This is a genomic window from Phenylobacterium sp., assembly GCF_041919955.1.
Taxonomy (GTDB): Bacteria; Pseudomonadota; Alphaproteobacteria; order Caulobacterales; family Caulobacteraceae; genus Phenylobacterium.
In genome coordinates this window covers 110,117-125,945 of sequence record NZ_JAYRSU010000010.1, presented here as the reverse complement: position 1 = coordinate 125,945, position 15,829 = coordinate 110,117, and the positions used below count along the sequence as shown (strand labels likewise).

Sequence of the window (15,829 nt, the reverse complement as noted above, 5' to 3'; positions counted from 1 at the left end):
TCGCCCGTGGCGGCGCCAAGAAGCGCCCCTACTACAACATCGTCGTCGCCGACTCGCACTCGCCGCGCGACGGCCGCTTCATCGAGAAGGTCGGCGCCTACAACCCGATGCTCAAGAAGGACGACCCCCAGCGCGTCACCCTGAAGGTCGAGTCGATCCAGGCGTGGCTCAAGAAGGGCGCCCAGCCGACCGACCGCGTCGCCCGCTTCCTGTCCAAGGAAGGCCTGGTGAAGTGGGAAGCCGGCAACAACCCGAAGAAGGCCGAGCCGGGCCAGAAGGCCAAGGAACGCGCCGAAGAGCGCGCCCAGCGCGAAGCCGACCGCGCCGCTGCGGCCGCTGAAGCCGCCGCCCAGCCGGCTCCGGAGCCGGTCGTCGAAGAAGCTCCGGCCGCCGAGGCCCCGGCTGCTGAAGAAGTCGCCGCCGAAGCGCCGGCCGCTGAAGAAGCCGCTCCGGAACAGACCGAAGGCTAAGCCCTCTGCTATGGGCGACGAGAAGCACAATCTGATTTTCGTCGCCCAGGTCGGCGCGGCCCATGGCGTACGCGGCGAGGTGAAGGTCACCACCTTCACCGCCGACCCGATGGCCCTGGCCGCCTACAAGACCCTGATGCGTCAGGACGGCTCGCCCGCCCTGACCATCGCCTCCGCCCGCCCCGCAAAGGGCGGACTGGTCGCCCGCCTGAAGGGCGTGGACGATCGCAACGCCGCCGAGGCCCTGCGCGGCCTGAAGCTCTACATCTCCCGCGACAGCCTGCCCGAGCCGGAAGAGGATGAGTTCTACCTCGCCGACCTCATCGGCCTGTCGGTGGAGACCGCCGAGGGCGAACTGCTGGGCAAGGTGAAGACTGTCCAGGACTTCGGCGCCGGCGACCTTCTCGAAATCCAGCCCCGCGCCGGCGCCACCTGGTGGCTGCCCTTCACGCGTGAGGCCGTGCCGCAGGTGCTGATCGCCCAAGGCAAGCTCATCGCCGCCCCGCCGGCCAGCATCGAAGCCGACCCGAACGAGGGACGGGAGGAGGAAGACTAGTTCCTCCCCTCTTGGGGAAGGTGGCGCGCGAAGCGCGACGGAGGGGGCGTGCTGAGTCAAGTCCCCCTCAGTCAGCCATTCGGCTGACAGCTCCCCCAGAGGGGGAGCAATTATCCCCGCCCTACTTCTTCAGCCGCATCAGGCCTTCCTGCGCGACGGAGGCGACCAGCGTCCCGTCCTGGCCGTAGATCGCCCCGCGCACGAAGCCGCGGCCGCCCGAGGCGCTGGGGCTGTCCTGGGTGTAGAGGTGCCAGTCGTTGAAGTTCGAGGCCTTGTGGAACCACATGGCGTGGTCGAGGCTGGCCGACTGCAGGCCCGGCGTCTGCCAGGCCACCCCGTGCGGCCGCATCGCCGTCGAGAGCAGGTTCATGTCCGAGGCGTAGGCCAGGATCACCTGGTGCATGCGCACGTCGTCGCCGATCGGCGCCACGGCCCGCATCCAGGTGTCGCTCTTGGGCTCGCTCGGCTTGGGCTTGCGGCCGAAGCCGTAGTTGTCGCGGCCGACCATCTCGATCGGACGCGGCCGGTTCATCATCCGGCGCATCTCCTCGCTCATGCCTTCCAGGACGGCCTTTTTCTGCGCCTCGGCCTCGGCGGCCATGTCGTCGGGACTGCGCACCGCCGGCATCGGCGCCTGATGCTCGAAACCGTCCTCCGGGGTTTGGAACGAAGCCGCCAGGTTGAAGATCTGCTTGCCGTTCTGCACGGCGATCACCCGCCGCGTGGTGAAGCTGCCGCCATCGCGCGAGCGATCGACCTCGAACAGGATCGGGATGCGCGGATCGCCCGGCCGGATGAAGTAGCAGTGCAGCGAGTGGCAGATCCGCTCTTCGACCGTCTCGTAGGCCGCCAGCAGCGACTGGGCGATCACCTGGCCGCCGAAGATCCGGCCCGGCCCGTCCTCGGGCGACACGCCCCGAAAGGTGTTCACCTCGATGCGCTCAAGCGCCAGGGTCTCGGTCAGGATTTCGGGCGTGTCCATGGGATCTCTAAAAATGCTGCAAGTGCGAAAGGGTCTGGCTTAAGCCGATAGCGCTGTTCGGACAAGCGACCTGAGGTGTCATCCCGGTTTGCGAAGCAAGACCAAGCCCCATGAACGGCGGACGGTGCACACAGCGGCGCCGTCGCGCGCCCCTCTACGACGTCACGCGACAATGGGTCCCGGTCTTCGCCTGCGGCGAAACCCGGATGACAGCCTTGGGCGTCCAAGGGACATCAGTGGAAATTCAACGCCGACTGGTCCAAAAGCGCCGCCATGTCCTTCGACGCCACCGTCCTGACCATGTTTCCCGAGGCCTATCCCGGCCCGCTCGGCGTCTCGCTGATCGGCACGGCCTGGCGCGAACACGGGCTCTGGACATTGGAAACAGTGGACATTCGCCAATTTTCCAAGGATAAGCGCGGCTTCCTCGACGACACCCCTGCGGGTGGCGGTCCGGGGCAGGTCATGCGGGCGGACGTCATCGCAGCCGCGCTGGACAGCGTGGAGCGGCGGGGACGGCCGCTTTTGTACATGAGCGCACGGGGTCGGCCCCTGACCCAGGCGCGCGTGGCCGAGTGGGCGAAGGGCCCGGGACTGATCGTCCTGGCCGGTCGCTTCGAAGGGGTGGACCAGCGGGTGCTCGACGCCCGCGGGTTCGAGGAGATCAGCGTCGGAGACGCGGTCCTCGCCGGCGGCGAGGCGGCGTCCCTGGTGGCGATCGAAGCGTGCGTAAGGCTCGTGCCCGGCGTCCTCGGCCAGGCCGAAAGCTTGAGTGAAGAGAGTTTCGAGGACGGGCTCCTGGAGCACCCGCAGTACACCAGACCGCGGGAGTTCGAGGGACTTGAGATACCGCCCGTGCTGCTCAGCGGCCACCACGCCGATATCGGCAAGTGGCGCCGGGCCCAGCGCGAAGCGGCCACGCGGGAGCGACGTCCGGATCTCTGGGCGGCCTATCTCGCCAATCAACAGGCAAAGGGCGAGTAAAGCCCAGTAGGACAAGGACGACCGATATGAACATCATCCAGCAGCTCGAAAAAGAAGAGCTCGACCGTCTGGCCGCCACCCGCCAGGTCCCGGACTTCCAGGCCGGCGACACCCTTCGCGTCAACGTGAAGATCAAGGAAGGCGACCGTGAGCGCGTGCAGGCCTACGAAGGCGTCTGCATCGGCCGTCAGGGCGGCGGCGTGAACGAGAGCTTCACCGTCCGCAAGATCTCCTTCGGCGAAGGCGTGGAACGCGTGTTCCCGCTCTACTCGCCGAACATCGAATCCATCGAAGTGAAGCGCCGCGGCGTCGTGCGCCGTGCGAAGCTGTACTACCTGCGCGACCGCCGCGGTAAGTCGGCCCGTATCGCCGAGCGTCAGACGACCAGCACCAAAGAAACGACGGAAGCCTAAGGCTCCGCTTTCCGGACTTTTCGAGCGGCGGCTGGAGCGATCCAGCCGCCGTTTTCGTTTTCGCCGCTCATGCTCGAAGTGTCCTGGTTTCGGCGCAGCCGAAGACCGGGACCCATGAACACCCGATTGCTCCGAAAAAGGGCGCGGCCTCGGCCGTCCCTGCAACCCGGCGTCAATGAATCCCGGACAGGCGCTGCGCGCCATCCGGGATGACACGTTCAAAAACTCCAATCGCCCCCTTGCACCCGCCGCTCCGCCCACTAACTCTTATTATAAGAGTTACGTAGGAGCCGACCGCATGCGCGCCAAATCCTTCGCCGGAATGACCTGCTCAGTCGCGGGCGCCCTGGAAGCGATCGGCGACCGCTGGGCGGTGCTGCTGCTGCGCGACCTTTCGCTCGGCCTCTCGCGCTACGACGACCTGCAGGCCTCGACCGGCATGCCGACCACCACCCTCTCCACGCGACTCAAGCACCTCGAGACCACCGGCCTGATCGAGCGGACGCCCTACCAGGACAATCCCCCCCGCTTCGAATACCGCCTGACCGACAAGGGCCGCGACCTCTGGAAAGTGACCACGGCTCTGCGCGAGTGGGGCGACCGCTGGAACGCCAACGGCCTGGGCGCCTCGACCATCGAGATGGTCGATGGCCGCAGCGGCCGCCCGGTCGTCCTCGCCCTGGTTGACGCCGAGAGCGGCGAGCCCGTCCCGAAAGAACACGCCCGCCTGCGGCCCGGCCCCATCGCCGCGCCGGGTCTGCGAAAGCTGCTTGGAGAAACGCCATGAGCCAGTCCCTCACCCGCACGACCTTCTTCTTCGATTTCCGCAGCCCCTACAGCTACCTGGCCAGCACCCAGCTGGACGGCCTGCCCGGCGAATTCGCCTGGCGCCCGTTCGATGTGCTGGAACTGATGAAGCGGGTCGGCAACGTGCCCACCACCGTCATCTGCAAGCCCAAGCAGGCCTATGCCCGCGCCGACCTCGGCCGTTGGGCGGCGCTCTACGGCGCGCGGCTGAGCCCCAACCCAGGTATGGGCGGCGTCGACGGCCCGCGCTTGCTGCACGCCGCCCTCGCTGCCGAGAGCCTCAGCCACGGCGAGGAGGCTTCCCGCCGGCTGTTCGGGGCCATGTGGGCGGGCGACGCACCGCTTGCGACCAGCGCCGACCTCACCGACCTGCTCGCCGACCTCGGCGTCACAACCGAGCTGATCGAGGCGCCCGAACGCGCCGCCGAACTGGAAGCCAACACCGCCGCCGCGATCGAAGCCGGGGTGTTCGGCGCCCCCAGCTTCGTGACCGAGGGCGGCCTGTTGTTCTTCGGCAACGACCGCCTGGACTTCCTCCGCCGCGCACTTGCGGCCTAGTTCCCTCCCCCGAAAAGGAACCTCCCATGAAACCGCTCGCCATAGTCACCGGGGTCGGCCCCGGGACGGGAGCTTCGCTCGCCCGCAAGTTTGCGGCCGGAGGCTATCGCGTCGCCATGCTGGCCCGCGACGCCGCCCGCCTCGACGCCCTGGCCGATGAGCTCAAGGACGCCGTAGCCGTCGCGGTGGACGTTTCGGACGCCAAGGCGCTGCTTGCAGCCCTCGACGACCTTGTCGCCCGTTTCGGAACCCCGAAGGTGGTCGTGCACAACGCCGTCGGCGGCGCCTTCGGCAATTTCCTCGACATCGACCCCTCGGTGCTGGAGCAGAACTTCGCGACCAATGTCGTCGCGCTCCACCACCTGGCCCGCGCTGTCGTCCCGAAGATGATCGAGGCCGGAGGCGGGTCGCTCATCGTCACCGGCAACACCTCGGCCCTGCGCGGCAAGGCGCACTTCGCCGGCTTTGCGCCGACCAAGGCCGCCCAGCGCATCCTCGCCGAGGCCATCGCCCGCGAGGTCGGGCCCAAGGGGGTGCACGTCGCCTACCTGGTCATCGACGCGGTGATCGACGTGCCCTGGACGCGTGAGCGTTGGAAGGACGCTCCGGACGACTTCTTCATCGCGCCGGACGACATCGCCGCGGAGGTGTTTCACCTGGCCCACCAGCCGAAGAGCGCGTGGTCGTTCCTGTCGGAAGTGCGGCCGTTCCGCGAGACCTGGTGACATCCCGAACGGCTCCCTGCCCAGCCGGGAGCCGCACGTCTGCTGTCAGTCCGCCGCCGGCTTCGGCTTGGGCTGCCACATGGCGTTGACGATCACCCAGCGGTCGCCGAAGCGGCCCAGGTGAAAATAGTCGACGAACCATGGCGTTTCGACGCGGGCCACGGCCGCATCGCCGGCGATGTCGAGGACCTTCACCGAGCGGTCCCAGTTCTCCTTCGGCGTCTTCAGCACTCCACGGCGGGTGAGGTCGACCAACTCCTCCTTGGTCATCCGGCGCAGGCCAAGGGTCTCGTCCGGGCTCGGCTTGACGGCGCGCTTGGCGAGGTCGGGATGAAGGGAGCGGGCCACGCGGGCGGCGTCGCCCTCCAGCTGGCCGTCGACGTAGTCGTAGGCGGTGTTCTCGATCGCCTGGACCGTCACCGGGTCGAGGTCAGCGGCCACGGCCGGGGTCACAATCAAGGCGCAGGCCAGAGCCAGGCCCGCCATCAGGGTGCGCATCACGTCATCTCCGTCATCAGGTTCGAGCGCGGTGTAATCGAGGCAGCCAGGCTGATTGCGCGCCGGATCGACGAAAAGCCGCCGGTTCGCGACGGACTCGCCCAATCGCGCCGTTGAACGGTCGAGGGGCGGCAGAGGAGCTATCGAGACATCATGACCTTCACCAAGATCGCGTCGCTGGCTGTCGGCGGCGCCCTGCTGGCCAGCGCCAGCGCGAGCCTCGCCCAACAACCGCCGGCCCGGCCGCCGGCCGAACACCGCATGGGACCGGGCCGCGAGCGGCCGGACCCGGCTGCGATGGCCGAGCGGCGGGCCGAGCGCCTGCGCGCAGCCCTGCAGCTGCGCCCCGACCAGGAACCGGCGCTCAAGGCCTTCGTCGGCGCAATGAAGCCCGGCGCGCGTTCCGAGCGCGGCCAGCGTCAGGCCATGGCGCAGATGTCCACCCCGCAGCGACTGGACGCCATGCGCGCGCGCGCCGTCGAACGCCTTGCGCGCCTGGACCAGCGCATCGCCGCCACCAAGGCCTTCTACGCCCAGCTCTCGCCGGCCCAGCAGAAGGCCTTCGACGCCATGGCGCCGAAGGGCGGGATGCGCGGCCACCCCGGCATGCGCGGTCCCGGCGGGCCGATGGGCCGCGGGGACTAGACCTGATAGAAGGACGGGCATGCTGTTCAAGGCGCCCGTCCTGAAGGCCATAGCGGAAGGCGAGGTCGACCTGGCCTTCCGCCGCTGGCGCCGACCGACCGTGCGCGCCGGCGGAACCCTGACCACGCCGGTTGGGGTGCTGGCCATCGAGGCGATCGAGGTGGTCGAGGCCTCGGCCGTCACCGACGCGGAGGCCGTGCGGGCGGGATATTCGGACGCCGAGGACCTGCGCAGGCAGGTGAGCGGCGAGCTTCCGCTGCACCGCATCGCCTTCCGTCTGGCCGGCGAGGACCCGCGCAGGGCCATGCGGGCCGACACCGATGCGGCGTCTCTCGACGCCGTCGAGGCGCGGCTGGCCAGGCTCGACGCCCGCGGTCCATGGACCGACGCGGTGCTGGCTCTGATCGCCGAGAACCCCGGCGTGCGGGCCCCGGACCTGGCCGCCCGGCTGGGGCGCGAGACCGCGCCGTTCAAGGCCGACGTGCGCAAGCTGAAGGCGCTGGGGCTCACCGAAAGCCTCGAGGTCGGCTACCGCCTGTCGCAACGCGGAGATGTCCTTAGGCGCCGCCGCTTGCAGGCGAGCGCGCCGGGCGTTAATCCGCGCGCATGATCCCAGCCCCGGCCTTCCTGTCGAATCCCGAGCGGTTCATGGCCTTTTCCCGCTGGGCCGCGCCGATGTTCGGCGTCATCGCCGTCGTCCTGGCGCTGGCCGGCCTCTGGCTTGGCTTCTCGGCGCCCGAAGACTACCAGCAGGGCGACACGGTGCGGATCATGTTCATCCACGTGCCGGCGGCCTGGCTCAGCATGTTCGTCTATGTCTGCCTGGCGATCGCAAGCTTCCTGGCGCTGGTCTTCCGCCACGCCCTGGCCGACGCCGCGGCCCAGGCCGCCGCGCCGCTGGGCGCGGCTTTCACCTTCCTGGCCCTGGTCACCGGCTCGCTCTGGGGCCGGCCCATGTGGGGAACCTGGTGGGTGTGGGACGCGCGCCTCACCTCGGTGCTGGTGCTGTTCCTGGTCTACCTGGCCTATATCGCCCTGCGCGCCTCGCTGGACGACGAGACCAAGGCCGCGCGGGCCGGCGCGATCCTGGCTCTGGTCGGGGCGGTGAACCTGCCGATCGTCAAGTTTTCGGTCGACTGGTGGAACACCCTGCACCAGGGGGCCTCGGTGTTCCGCAAGCAGGGGCCGGCCATGACCAACGACTTCCTGTGGCCGCTGCTGCTGATGGGCCTGGCCTTCATGGCCGCGTTCGGGTCGCTGTGGCTGGTGGGCATCCGCGCCCAGGTCTGGCGCCGCCGCGCCGAGGCCGCGGCCATGCGCGCGGCGAGGGGATAGGATGCTCGATCTCGACGCCGGCAAGTACGCCGCCTTCGTCTGGCCGGCTTACGGCCTGACCGCCCTGGTGTTCCTGGGCATGATCGTCTTCACCCTGCGCGCCAGCGCCCGCTGGCGACGCAAGGCGCAGAAGGACGGCGAATGAACCGCACCCTGGCCTTTCTGCCGCTGGCCGCCCTGCTGGCCCTGGGCCTGCTGTTCGGCCTCTTCGCCCTGAAGCGCGACCCCAAGGTCCAGCCGCACGCCCTGGTCGGCAAGCCGCTGCCGGATCTCGTCCTGCCGGCGCTGGACGACGGGCGGCCGGTGCGGCTGCACGATGCGGCCAAGCCCGAGCCGGTGCTGGTCAACATCTTCGCCTCGTGGTGCGCCCCCTGCGAGGTCGAGCACCCGGTTCTCGTCGAGCTGAAGAAGCAGGGCGTGCGGGTGGTCGGCGTCGCCTACAAGGACGCTCCGGAGAACACCAAGGCCTTCATCGGCCGGCTGGGCGACCCCTACGCCCAGCGGCTGGTCGACCGCGACGGCCGGGCCGGCATCGACCTCGGCGTGACCGGGGTGCCCGAGACCTACCTGGTCGGCGCGAACGGGACGATCCTGGCCAAGCACACCGGCCCGCTGACGCCCGAGAAGGCGCGCGAACTGCTGGCGAAAGCACCGCGTTAACCAAACCTTGAGGCGGCGCAGCTGAGGGTCGCCGCGGTTCCGTTAACCATAAAGCGCCCGCCGTGAGCACCATCCGCCCGCCGATTTTCCCGACCCAGCAGCAACCGGCGCAAGGGGCCGGCGCGGCCAAGGGCTCGGCCCAGCGCGCGTTCTTTGAGGCCGCCTTCGGCCGCCCGGCCGCCGCACAGGCGACGGCTGCGCCTCAAACCGCTGCGCCCACCGCAGCGCCGGCCCAGAAGATCCCGGCCAACCTGCCCGCCGACCCGCCGCAGAAGATCCTGCGCCCCGGCTCGCTGCTGGACATCCGGGTTTAGGCGCCGACCGGAAACACCCGCGTCTGCTTGACCACGCCGTAGGCGAAGCTGGTGTCGATCGAGGCGACGCCGGGGATGGCGTGCAGCTTGCGGCGGATGAAGTCCTCGTAGGCCTCGAGGCTGGCGACGATCACCCGCAGCAGATAGTCGTCGCCGCCGGCCAGCAGATAGCAGTCCAGCACCTCCTCGATGCGGGCAACATGCTCCTCGAACGTCCTCACCACCGCCTCGCCGTGCCGCTCCAGCCGTACGCGGATGAAGACGGTGATCGGCAGACCATAGGCCTTCTGATCGACCAGGGCGGTGTAGCCCTTGATCACCCCCGCCTCCTCCAGCAGCCGCAGGCGGCGCAGGCATGGAGAGGGGGAGAGGTTCACCCGATCGGCCAGGTCCTGGTTGGTGATCCGGCCATCCTTCTGCAGCTCGCGGATGATCTGGCGGTCCTTGGCGTCCATGGCGATCTCGCTGGCAGATTCTGCCAAGATAGACGCGCATAGGGGCGGATATTGCAAGATGCTGCGCAGCAAAATGACACATCATGGCCGCGACCAGGATATCGAGGAGAACGGCCATGGCCGGCGGCGACATGGGTTTTGCGACCACGGCGATCCATCACGGCTATGACCCGATGGACGAGCAGGGCGCGCTGACCCCGCCGCTGCACCTGACCTCGACCTTCGCTTTCGAGAGCGCTCAGGCCGGCGGCGAGATGTTCGCCGGAACCCGTGAGGGCCACTTCTATTCACGCATCTCCAACCCGACGACGGCGCTGCTGGAGGACCGTATCGCCGCCCTGGAGGGCGCGGAAGCGGGCCTCGCCACCGCCTCGGGCATGGGCGCGATCACCGCAGTGATGTGGAGCTTCCTGTCGGCTGGCGACGAGGTGATCACCGACCGCACGCTCTACGGCTGCACCTTCGCCTATCTGAAGGACCTCGCCCGCTTCGGGATCACCGTACGCCAGGTCGACCTGACCGATCCGGCGGCGCTGGAAGCGGCGATCACCGAGCGCACCCGGATCGTCTATTTCGAGACCCCGGCCAATCCGAACATGCGGCTGGTCGACATCGCCGCGGTCAGCGCCATCGCCCATGCGGCGGGGGCGAAGGTGGTGGTCGACAACACCTATGCGACGCCGGTCCTGACCCGCCCCCTATCACTGGGCGCGGACCTCGTCGTGCATTCGGCGACCAAGTACCTGGGCGGGCACGGCGACCTGGTCGGGGGGCTGGTGGCCGGGCGCGCGGACGACGTGTCGCGGGTGCGGCTGGTCGGGGTGAAGGACATGACCGGCGCGGTGATGAGCCCGTTCACCGCCTTCCTGGTGCTCCGTGGCCTGAAGACGCTGGCCCTGCGCATGGCGCGCCACTGCGAGAGCGGCCTGGCCGTCGCCCGCTGGCTGGCGGCGCATCCGGCGGTTTCGTGCGTGCTCTATCCGGGCCTGCCGGACTTCGCCCAGCACGAGCTGGCCCAGCGCCAGATGCCCGGTTTCGGCGGCATGATCGCCTTCGAGCTGGCCGCGGGCGATGCGGCAGGCGCTGCGATGATGAACCGGCTGACCCTGATCCGCCGGGCGGTCTCGCTCGGCGACGCCGAGACCCTGATCCAGCACCCGGCCAGCATGACCCACTCAACCTACAGCCGCGAGGAACGCCTGGACTGTGGCATCACCGACGGCATGGTGCGGCTGTCGGTGGGCCTGGAGGACGTCGCTGACATCCTGGCCGACCTCGACCGCGCCCTGCCGCCAGGCGGCGTCCGCGCGGCTGCTTAGGCCGCCTTCTTCAGCTTTTTCTTCTTCGGCTTCTCGGCCTTGGCCGGTTTGTCGCCCTTGGCCTTCTTGGCCGCCTTCGGCTTCTTCTCGACCGGACCTGCCTGCGGCTCGGCCGCGGCGTCGCCGGCGCGGACCAGGTCGCGCAGCGCGCCGGTCAGAGCCTCGCGCTTGGCGCCCGACAGCAGGCGCAGCAGCCGCGCGTCGGCGGCGGCCATCTTCGGCTTGGCCTCGGCCAGGGCCAGGCGGCCCGCCTGCGTCAGGCTGACGGCGTTGGCGCGGGCGTCAGAGAGCGAGCGCTGACGCTCCAAGAGGCCCTTGGCGATCATCCGCGCGGCCATGTCCGCCAGGGTCGAGCGGTCGATGCCGGTGATCTTCACGAGGTCGGTCTGGGTCAGCCCCTCGAAGGCCTCCACCGCCGCCAGCACCGCATACTGACGCTGGGTGACGCCGCCTTCGCCCTGTTCGTCCGCATAGATATCGAGCGCGAGCTGCAAGGCCCTGTGCAACAGGTGGCTGGGCGACTTTTCCAGGGCCGGGAGGCCCTTCTTGTCCTGGGACTTCGACTTGGCCATCGGCACACCCCCGCCTGTCGACTGAGCCGAGGCTAGCGGCTCATGGTGTCGATTTAACGACAGATGGTCAGTGGGCGTCCAAAGCGCCAGAGACCTCTTATTCGACGTGCGGCGGCGGCGGTTCGTCGGTCTTGGCGTACTTCATCATCAGCGGCACCTGGGCGAACGAGAACAGCACCGAGAGGATCAGCAGGCCGGGGAAGCGGAACACCACCCAGATGTCGTCCGGCTGGGTGCGCCAGACGACCTCGTTGACCGCCGCCAGAGCCAGGAAGAACAGACCGTAGTTCAGGGTCAGCTTGCGCCAGCCTTCCTCGGGCATCTTCACCGCATCGCCCAGCAGCATCTTCAGCGGATTCTTGCGGAGGATGAGGCCGCCCAGCAGCACCACGCCGAACAGGCTGTTCATCACCGTCGGCTTCATCTTCACGAAGCGCACATCGTGGAAGAACAGGGTCAGGCCGCCGAACAGCAGGGCGGCCCCGCCGGAGATCAGCGGGAACGGCGCGATCCGCCGCTCGAAGACCAGCCCGACCACGAGGGCCAGGGCCGAACCGCCGACGAGCCACCAGGTCGCTTCGACCAGCGCTTCGCGCGAGGCCAGGCCCACGATCTTAGTGTTGTAGAAGAAGCCCAGCAGGAAGACGACGAGGCCGCCGTAGTCGACCAGGCCGCGGACCCACTTGTGGGCGGTCGGGGAGAGCTTCATGCGTCGTCCAGCCCGACGAGCGAGCGGGCGAAGGCTCGGGCCTTGAAGGGCTGGAGGTCGTCGATCCCCTCGCCCACGCCGATCAGCTTGATGGGGCTGTCGGAGGCCTGGGCCACCGGCACCAGCACGCCGCCCCTGGCCGTGCCGTCCAGCTTGGTCATGACGATCCCCGACACCCCGATCTGGTTGCCGAAGATGTTTTCCTGGGCCAGGGCGTTGCGGCCCACCGTGGCGTCGAGGACCAGCAGGGTCTCGTGCGGCGCCCCGGGCTCCACCTTCTTGACCACGCGGATGACCTTGAGCAGTTCGTCCATCAGGCCCTGCTTGTTCTGCAGGCGGCCGGCGGTGTCGATCAGCACCACGTCGTAGCCCTGCTCCTTGGCGCGCTCGACCGCCTCGAAGGCCAGCCCGGCTGCGTCGGATCCGGTCGGCCGCGACATGAAGTCGGCGCCCGCGCGCTCGGCCCAGACCTTGAGCTGCTCCACCGCCGCGGCGCGGAAGGTGTCCCCGGCCACCACCAGCACCTTGGCCCCGCGGCCGACCAGGTCGGCCGCGATCTTGCCCAGCGTGGTGGTCTTGCCCGAGCCGTTGACGCCGATGAACATGACCACATAGGGCCGCGGACCGGACAACGGCTCGAAATCGCCCTCGCGGCTTTCCAGCTCGGCGCCTATGGCCTGCGCCAGGGCTTCCTTGATCTCGCTCTCGTCGACGCTCTTGCCGAACTTCTCGTCGGCGAAGCGCTTGGTGATGCGGGCGGCCGAATGCGGACCGAGATCAGCCTCGATCAGCATCTCTTCAAGCTCGTCGAGCTTGGCCTGGTCCAGCGGCTGCTTGGTGAAGGTGGAGACCACCTGTTCCGTCATCTGCTTGGACGAGCGCGACAGCCCGCTGGTCAGACGCTGGAACCAGCCCTTCTTCGGTTCGGTCATGGGCGCCTTCTAGCGTCCGCCGCCGCCGCCGTCACGTGAACATGCGGTTAGCGACGTTCGGTCCTTTCGGCCTTCGGAAGCGGCGGGCTACCGCTCCGCTGCGCCCCGTCGTACGAAACGGCATGGACGCTCTCGCCGCCGCCTTCGTCTGGTTCGACTACGCCGCCGTCGCCGTTTTCGGGGCCACGGGCGCCATCGCCGCCGCCCAGCGCAAGCACGACATCGTCACCTTCGCCTTCTTCGCGGCGGTGACCGGGGTCGGCGGCGGGACTATGCGCGACCTCTTGATCGAGGCGCCGGTCTTCTGGGTGCAGCGGCCGGGCTACATCGTGGTCTGCATCGCCGCGGCGGCGGCCGTCTGGGCGTTCGGGACCGGGCCCGGGCGTATGCGGGTGCTGCTGTGGCTCGATGCGCTGGGCATGGCCGCCTACAGCGTGGTCGGGGCGGCCAAGGCTCTGGCCCTGGGCGTGCCGCCGTTCTCGGCCGTGCTGATGGGGGTGCTGACCGCCTGCTTCGGCGGCATCGTCCGCGACGTGCTGGCGCACGAGCCGTCGGTGCTGCTGCGGCGCGAGATCTATGTCAGCTGCGCGCTGGTCGGGGCGAGCCTGTTCGTCGTGCTCTACGTGCTGGGCGTCCGGGGCTTCTGGCCGGGTGCGGCGGGTTTCGCGGCCGCCTTCGCAGTGCGAGCCGGCGCGATCCACTGGGGCTGGACCCTGCCGGCGTTCCCGGGACGCGGGAAGGCGGACTAGATCTAGAGAATCTCGGCGGTCACCCGCGTCCCGTCGTGGCCGGTGACGCGCATCTGCGTCAGGCCGCCGACCTTGGCCTCGCCGGTGAAGGCGATCTCGGTGAAGTCCTCGGCGCGGGCCACGCCCTCGCGCTCCACCAAACCCCACAGCGTGCGACCGACCTGACGAGCAAGGTGCCGCGCCAAGGCTGCCTGGCCGGCGGCCCGCAGCCGGGCGGCCCTGTCCTTGATCACCGGCCGCTGGAGCTGGGGCATCCGCGCGGCCGGCGTTCCCGGGCGCGGGCTGAACGGGAAGACGTGCAGGAATGAAAGCTGCGCCTCCTCGACCAGCGCCAAGGTGTTCTCGAACATCTCGTCGGTCTCGGTCGGGAAGCCGGCGATCAGGTCGGCGCCGAAGGCGACGTCCGGCCGCACGGCCCGCACCTCGGCCACCAGCTTCAAGGCGTCGTCGCGCAGGTGGCGGCGCTTCATGCGCTTGAGGATCATGTCGTCGCCGGCCTGCAACGACAGGTGCAGGTAGGGCATCAACCGGCGGTCCTCCGCCAGGCACCGCATCAGGTCCGGGTCGATCTCGGCCGCGTCGATGGACGAGAGCCTCAAGCGCGGCAGGTCCGGGACCAGCCTAAGGATGCGCGCGACCAGCTGGCCGAGGGTCGGCTGGCCCGGCAGGTCGGCGCCCCAGCTGGTCACGTCGACGCCGGTCAGCACCACTTCCTGATAGCCCTGGGCGGCCAGCTTGCGGACCTGCTCGACCACCTCGCCGGCCGGAGCCGAGCGCGAGTTCCCGCGGCCATAAGGGATGATGCAGAAGGTGCAGCGGTGGTCGCAGCCGTTCTGGACCTCGACATAGGCCCGGGCGCGGTCCTTCAGACCGTCGATCAGATGGCCGGCGGTCTCGCGCACGCTCATGATGTCGTTGACGCGGACCTTGCCCTCGGCGGCGCGGCCTTCGGCATAGGCGCCGGCCTGCGACTTCTCGGCGTTGCCGAGCACGAGGTCGACCTCGTCCATGGCGGCGAACGCGGCTGGGTCGATCTGGGCCGCGCAGCCGGTGACGATCAGCTTTGCATCGGGGTTTTCGCGCCGCGCCTTGCGGATCGCCTGGCGGGCCTGGCGCACCGCCTCGTTGGTGACGGCGCAGGTGTTGAAGACGATCGCGTCCTTAAGCCCATCCTCCGCCGCCCGCGCGCGGATGACCTCGCTCTCATAGGCGTTCAGCCGGCAGCCGAAGGTGACGATATCGACGCCGCCGGGCTCGGCCTTGCGGTGGACGACCGCGAAGTCGCCCTCGGACGCGTCGTGGCTCACGGCAGGGTTCCGGTGAAGTCGACCTGGGCCGGGCCGGTCATGATCACGTGGCCGTCGCTCTCGCGCCACTCGATGACAAGTTCGCCCCCGTCGAGCACCAGGGTCGCCTTGCGGTCCACGAGGCCCCGGCGGAACGAGGCGACCAGGGCGGCGCAGGCGCCGGTGCCGCAGGCTTGGGTGAGGCCCGCGCCGCGTTCCCACACCTTCAACCGGATGCGGTTGCGCGCGACGATCTGGGCGAAGCCGACGTTCACGCCTTCGGGGAACAGGCGGTGATGCTCGATCATCGGTCCGACCTGGACGACGGGCGCGGCCTCCGCGTCCGGCACGAAGAACACCACGTGCGGATTGCCCATCGAGACGCAGCCGGGGGTGTGCAGGACGGGATCGTCGATGGGGCCGACCTGCAGCTCTATGCCGCGGGTGTCCATCTCCTCGGCGAGGGGAATCTGGCGCCAGTCGAGGCCCGGCTCGCCCATGTCGACGCTCACGACCTTGTCGCCGGCCCGGCTGGCGACCAGCAGGCCGCCGGCCGTCTCCAGCACCGCCTGGTCGCGGCCCGAAGCCTCCATCAAAAGCCAGCCCACGCAGCGGCTGGCGTTGCCGCAGGCGCCGACCTCGTCGCCGTCGGCGTTCCAGAAGCGGACCTTGGCGTCGGCCTTGCCCGAAGTCTCGATGGAGACCAACTGGTCGCAGCCGATCCCGCGCTCGCGGTCGGCGATCGCGCGCACCTCCTCCGCACTGGGGGCGAAGGGGGCGGAGCGGGCCTCGACCACGACGAAGTCGTTGCCGAGCCCGTTCATCTTCAGGAACGGACGGCTCATGGCGCCGGCTATATA

22 protein-coding genes and 1 pseudogene are annotated in these 15,829 nt (G+C 69.3%); 15 read left to right on the top strand and 8 right to left on the bottom strand.

Features of this window, described 5'->3' with window-relative positions; genetic code table 11:
• Window positions 1–470: 30S ribosomal protein S16 (gene rpsP, locus ACE3T2_RS10810; protein ID WP_374657130.1), on the top strand; the 470-nt coding region annotated here is incomplete at its 5' end.
• 10 nt (window positions 471–480) lie between these two features.
• Window positions 481–1,026, top strand: coding sequence for a ribosome maturation factor RimM (rimM, locus tag ACE3T2_RS10805; RefSeq protein WP_374657129.1), 546 nt, complete (start codon window positions 481–483; stop codon window positions 1,024–1,026).
• 121 nt (window positions 1,027–1,147) lie between these two features.
• Here rimM and ACE3T2_RS10800 read toward each other — a convergent pair whose 3' ends face one another.
• Window positions 1,148–2,008, bottom strand: a complete 861-nt coding sequence (locus tag ACE3T2_RS10800) for an acyl-CoA thioesterase (protein WP_374657128.1) — start codon at window positions 2,006–2,008, stop codon at window positions 1,148–1,150.
• A 273-nt stretch (window positions 2,009–2,281) separates the two neighbouring features.
• Between ACE3T2_RS10800 and trmD the strand changes: the two are divergent.
• The 5 genes and pseudogenes from trmD to ACE3T2_RS10775 all read left to right on the top strand — a co-directional run.
• Window positions 2,282–3,015, top strand: a pseudogene (trmD, locus tag ACE3T2_RS10795) (tRNA (guanosine(37)-N1)-methyltransferase TrmD); the annotation flags it as partial.
• A gap of 3 nt (window positions 3,016–3,018) precedes the next feature.
• Entirely contained in the window at window positions 3,019–3,405 is a 387-nt protein-coding gene (gene rplS, locus ACE3T2_RS10790; protein WP_374657135.1) for a 50S ribosomal protein L19, read from the top strand.
• Between the two features lie 298 nt (window positions 3,406–3,703).
• The gene (locus tag ACE3T2_RS10785; protein ID WP_374657127.1) at window positions 3,704–4,192 is read left to right on the top strand and encodes a winged helix-turn-helix transcriptional regulator; all 489 of its coding nucleotides are present in this window, start codon (window positions 3,704–3,706) and stop codon (window positions 4,190–4,192) included.
• Window positions 4,189–4,770, top strand: a complete 582-nt coding sequence (locus ACE3T2_RS10780; RefSeq protein WP_374657126.1) for a 2-hydroxychromene-2-carboxylate isomerase — start codon at window positions 4,189–4,191, stop codon at window positions 4,768–4,770. The genes ACE3T2_RS10785 and ACE3T2_RS10780 overlap by 4 nt, the downstream gene beginning before the upstream one ends.
• Window positions 4,771–4,796: 26 nt before the next feature.
• A complete protein-coding gene (locus ACE3T2_RS10775; RefSeq protein WP_374657125.1) occupies window positions 4,797–5,495 on the top strand; it encodes an SDR family NAD(P)-dependent oxidoreductase in 699 nt (232 codons plus the stop codon).
• Between the two features lie 45 nt (window positions 5,496–5,540).
• Here the strand turns inward: ACE3T2_RS10775 and ACE3T2_RS10770 are convergent, their stop codons facing one another.
• On the bottom strand, window positions 5,541–5,993 hold the full coding sequence (locus ACE3T2_RS10770; RefSeq protein ID WP_374657134.1) for a nuclear transport factor 2 family protein: 453 nt from the start codon (window positions 5,991–5,993) through the stop codon (window positions 5,541–5,543).
• A 153-nt stretch (window positions 5,994–6,146) separates the two neighbouring features.
• On the opposite strand from ACE3T2_RS10770, the gene ACE3T2_RS10765 reads away from it, so the two are divergent.
• From ACE3T2_RS10765 to ACE3T2_RS10740, 6 genes are all read left to right on the top strand, one after another.
• Complete coding sequence (locus tag ACE3T2_RS10765; protein ID WP_374657124.1) at window positions 6,147–6,638, top strand: Spy/CpxP family protein refolding chaperone; 492 nt, start codon at window positions 6,147–6,149, stop codon at window positions 6,636–6,638.
• 19 nt (window positions 6,639–6,657) lie between these two features.
• Entirely contained in the window at window positions 6,658–7,248 is a 591-nt protein-coding gene (locus tag ACE3T2_RS10760) for a hypothetical protein (RefSeq protein ID WP_374657123.1), read from the top strand.
• Entirely contained in the window at window positions 7,245–7,973 is a 729-nt protein-coding gene (gene ccmC / locus ACE3T2_RS10755; protein ID WP_374657122.1) for a heme ABC transporter permease CcmC, read from the top strand. Before ACE3T2_RS10760 ends, ccmC begins: the two co-directional genes overlap by 4 nt.
• Before the next feature lies 1 nt (window position 7,974).
• Entirely contained in the window at window positions 7,975–8,118 is a 144-nt protein-coding gene (ccmD, locus tag ACE3T2_RS10750; RefSeq protein WP_374532114.1) for a heme exporter protein CcmD, read from the top strand.
• Complete coding sequence (locus ACE3T2_RS10745) at window positions 8,115–8,633, top strand: DsbE family thiol:disulfide interchange protein (RefSeq protein ID WP_374657121.1); 519 nt, start codon at window positions 8,115–8,117, stop codon at window positions 8,631–8,633. Before ccmD ends, ACE3T2_RS10745 begins: the two co-directional genes overlap by 4 nt.
• A 62-nt stretch (window positions 8,634–8,695) precedes the next feature.
• A complete protein-coding gene (locus tag ACE3T2_RS10740; RefSeq protein WP_374657120.1) occupies window positions 8,696–8,947 on the top strand; it encodes a hypothetical protein in 252 nt (83 codons plus the stop codon).
• Here the strand turns inward: ACE3T2_RS10740 and ACE3T2_RS10735 are convergent.
• On the bottom strand, window positions 8,944–9,402 hold the full coding sequence (locus ACE3T2_RS10735; protein WP_374657119.1) for an Lrp/AsnC family transcriptional regulator: 459 nt from the start codon (window positions 9,400–9,402) through the stop codon (window positions 8,944–8,946). The two genes, ACE3T2_RS10740 and ACE3T2_RS10735, sit on opposite strands and share 4 nt — an antisense overlap.
• A 116-nt stretch (window positions 9,403–9,518) precedes the next feature.
• On the opposite strand from ACE3T2_RS10735, the gene ACE3T2_RS10730 reads away from it, so the two are divergent.
• Entirely contained in the window at window positions 9,519–10,721 is a 1,203-nt protein-coding gene (locus ACE3T2_RS10730; protein ID WP_374657118.1) for a methionine gamma-lyase, read from the top strand.
• On the opposite strand, the gene ACE3T2_RS10725 is transcribed toward ACE3T2_RS10730, so the two are convergent.
• The 3 genes from ACE3T2_RS10725 to ftsY all read right to left on the bottom strand — a co-directional run bounded on the left by ACE3T2_RS10725 (window position 10,718) and on the right by ftsY (window position 12,934).
• A complete protein-coding gene (locus ACE3T2_RS10725) occupies window positions 10,718–11,293 on the bottom strand; it encodes a MarR family winged helix-turn-helix transcriptional regulator (RefSeq protein ID WP_374657117.1) in 576 nt (191 codons plus the stop codon). The two genes, ACE3T2_RS10730 and ACE3T2_RS10725, sit on opposite strands and share 4 nt — an antisense overlap.
• 97 nt (window positions 11,294–11,390) lie before the next feature.
• Entirely contained in the window at window positions 11,391–12,002 is a 612-nt protein-coding gene (locus ACE3T2_RS10720; protein WP_374657116.1) for an inner membrane-spanning protein YciB, read from the bottom strand.
• A complete protein-coding gene (ftsY, locus tag ACE3T2_RS10715; protein WP_374657115.1) occupies window positions 11,999–12,934 on the bottom strand; it encodes a signal recognition particle-docking protein FtsY in 936 nt (311 codons plus the stop codon). The genes ACE3T2_RS10720 and ftsY overlap by 4 nt, the downstream gene beginning before the upstream one ends.
• A gap of 122 nt (window positions 12,935–13,056) precedes the next feature.
• Here ftsY and ACE3T2_RS10710 point away from each other — a divergent pair, with 122 nt between their 5' ends.
• Complete coding sequence (locus ACE3T2_RS10710) at window positions 13,057–13,683, top strand: trimeric intracellular cation channel family protein (protein ID WP_374657114.1); 627 nt, start codon at window positions 13,057–13,059, stop codon at window positions 13,681–13,683.
• 2 nt (window positions 13,684–13,685) lie between these two features.
• Here ACE3T2_RS10710 and mtaB read toward each other — a convergent pair whose 3' ends face one another.
• Together mtaB and dapF are read right to left on the bottom strand one after the other, a co-directional pair.
• The gene (mtaB, locus tag ACE3T2_RS10705) at window positions 13,686–14,990 is read right to left on the bottom strand and encodes a tRNA (N(6)-L-threonylcarbamoyladenosine(37)-C(2))-methylthiotransferase MtaB (RefSeq protein WP_374657113.1); all 1,305 of its coding nucleotides are present in this window, start codon (window positions 14,988–14,990) and stop codon (window positions 13,686–13,688) included.
• Window positions 14,987–15,814, bottom strand: coding sequence for a diaminopimelate epimerase (gene dapF / locus ACE3T2_RS10700; RefSeq protein WP_374657112.1), 828 nt, complete (start codon window positions 15,812–15,814; stop codon window positions 14,987–14,989). Before dapF ends, mtaB begins: the two co-directional genes overlap by 4 nt.
• Window positions 15,815–15,829 lie beyond the last annotated feature (15 nt).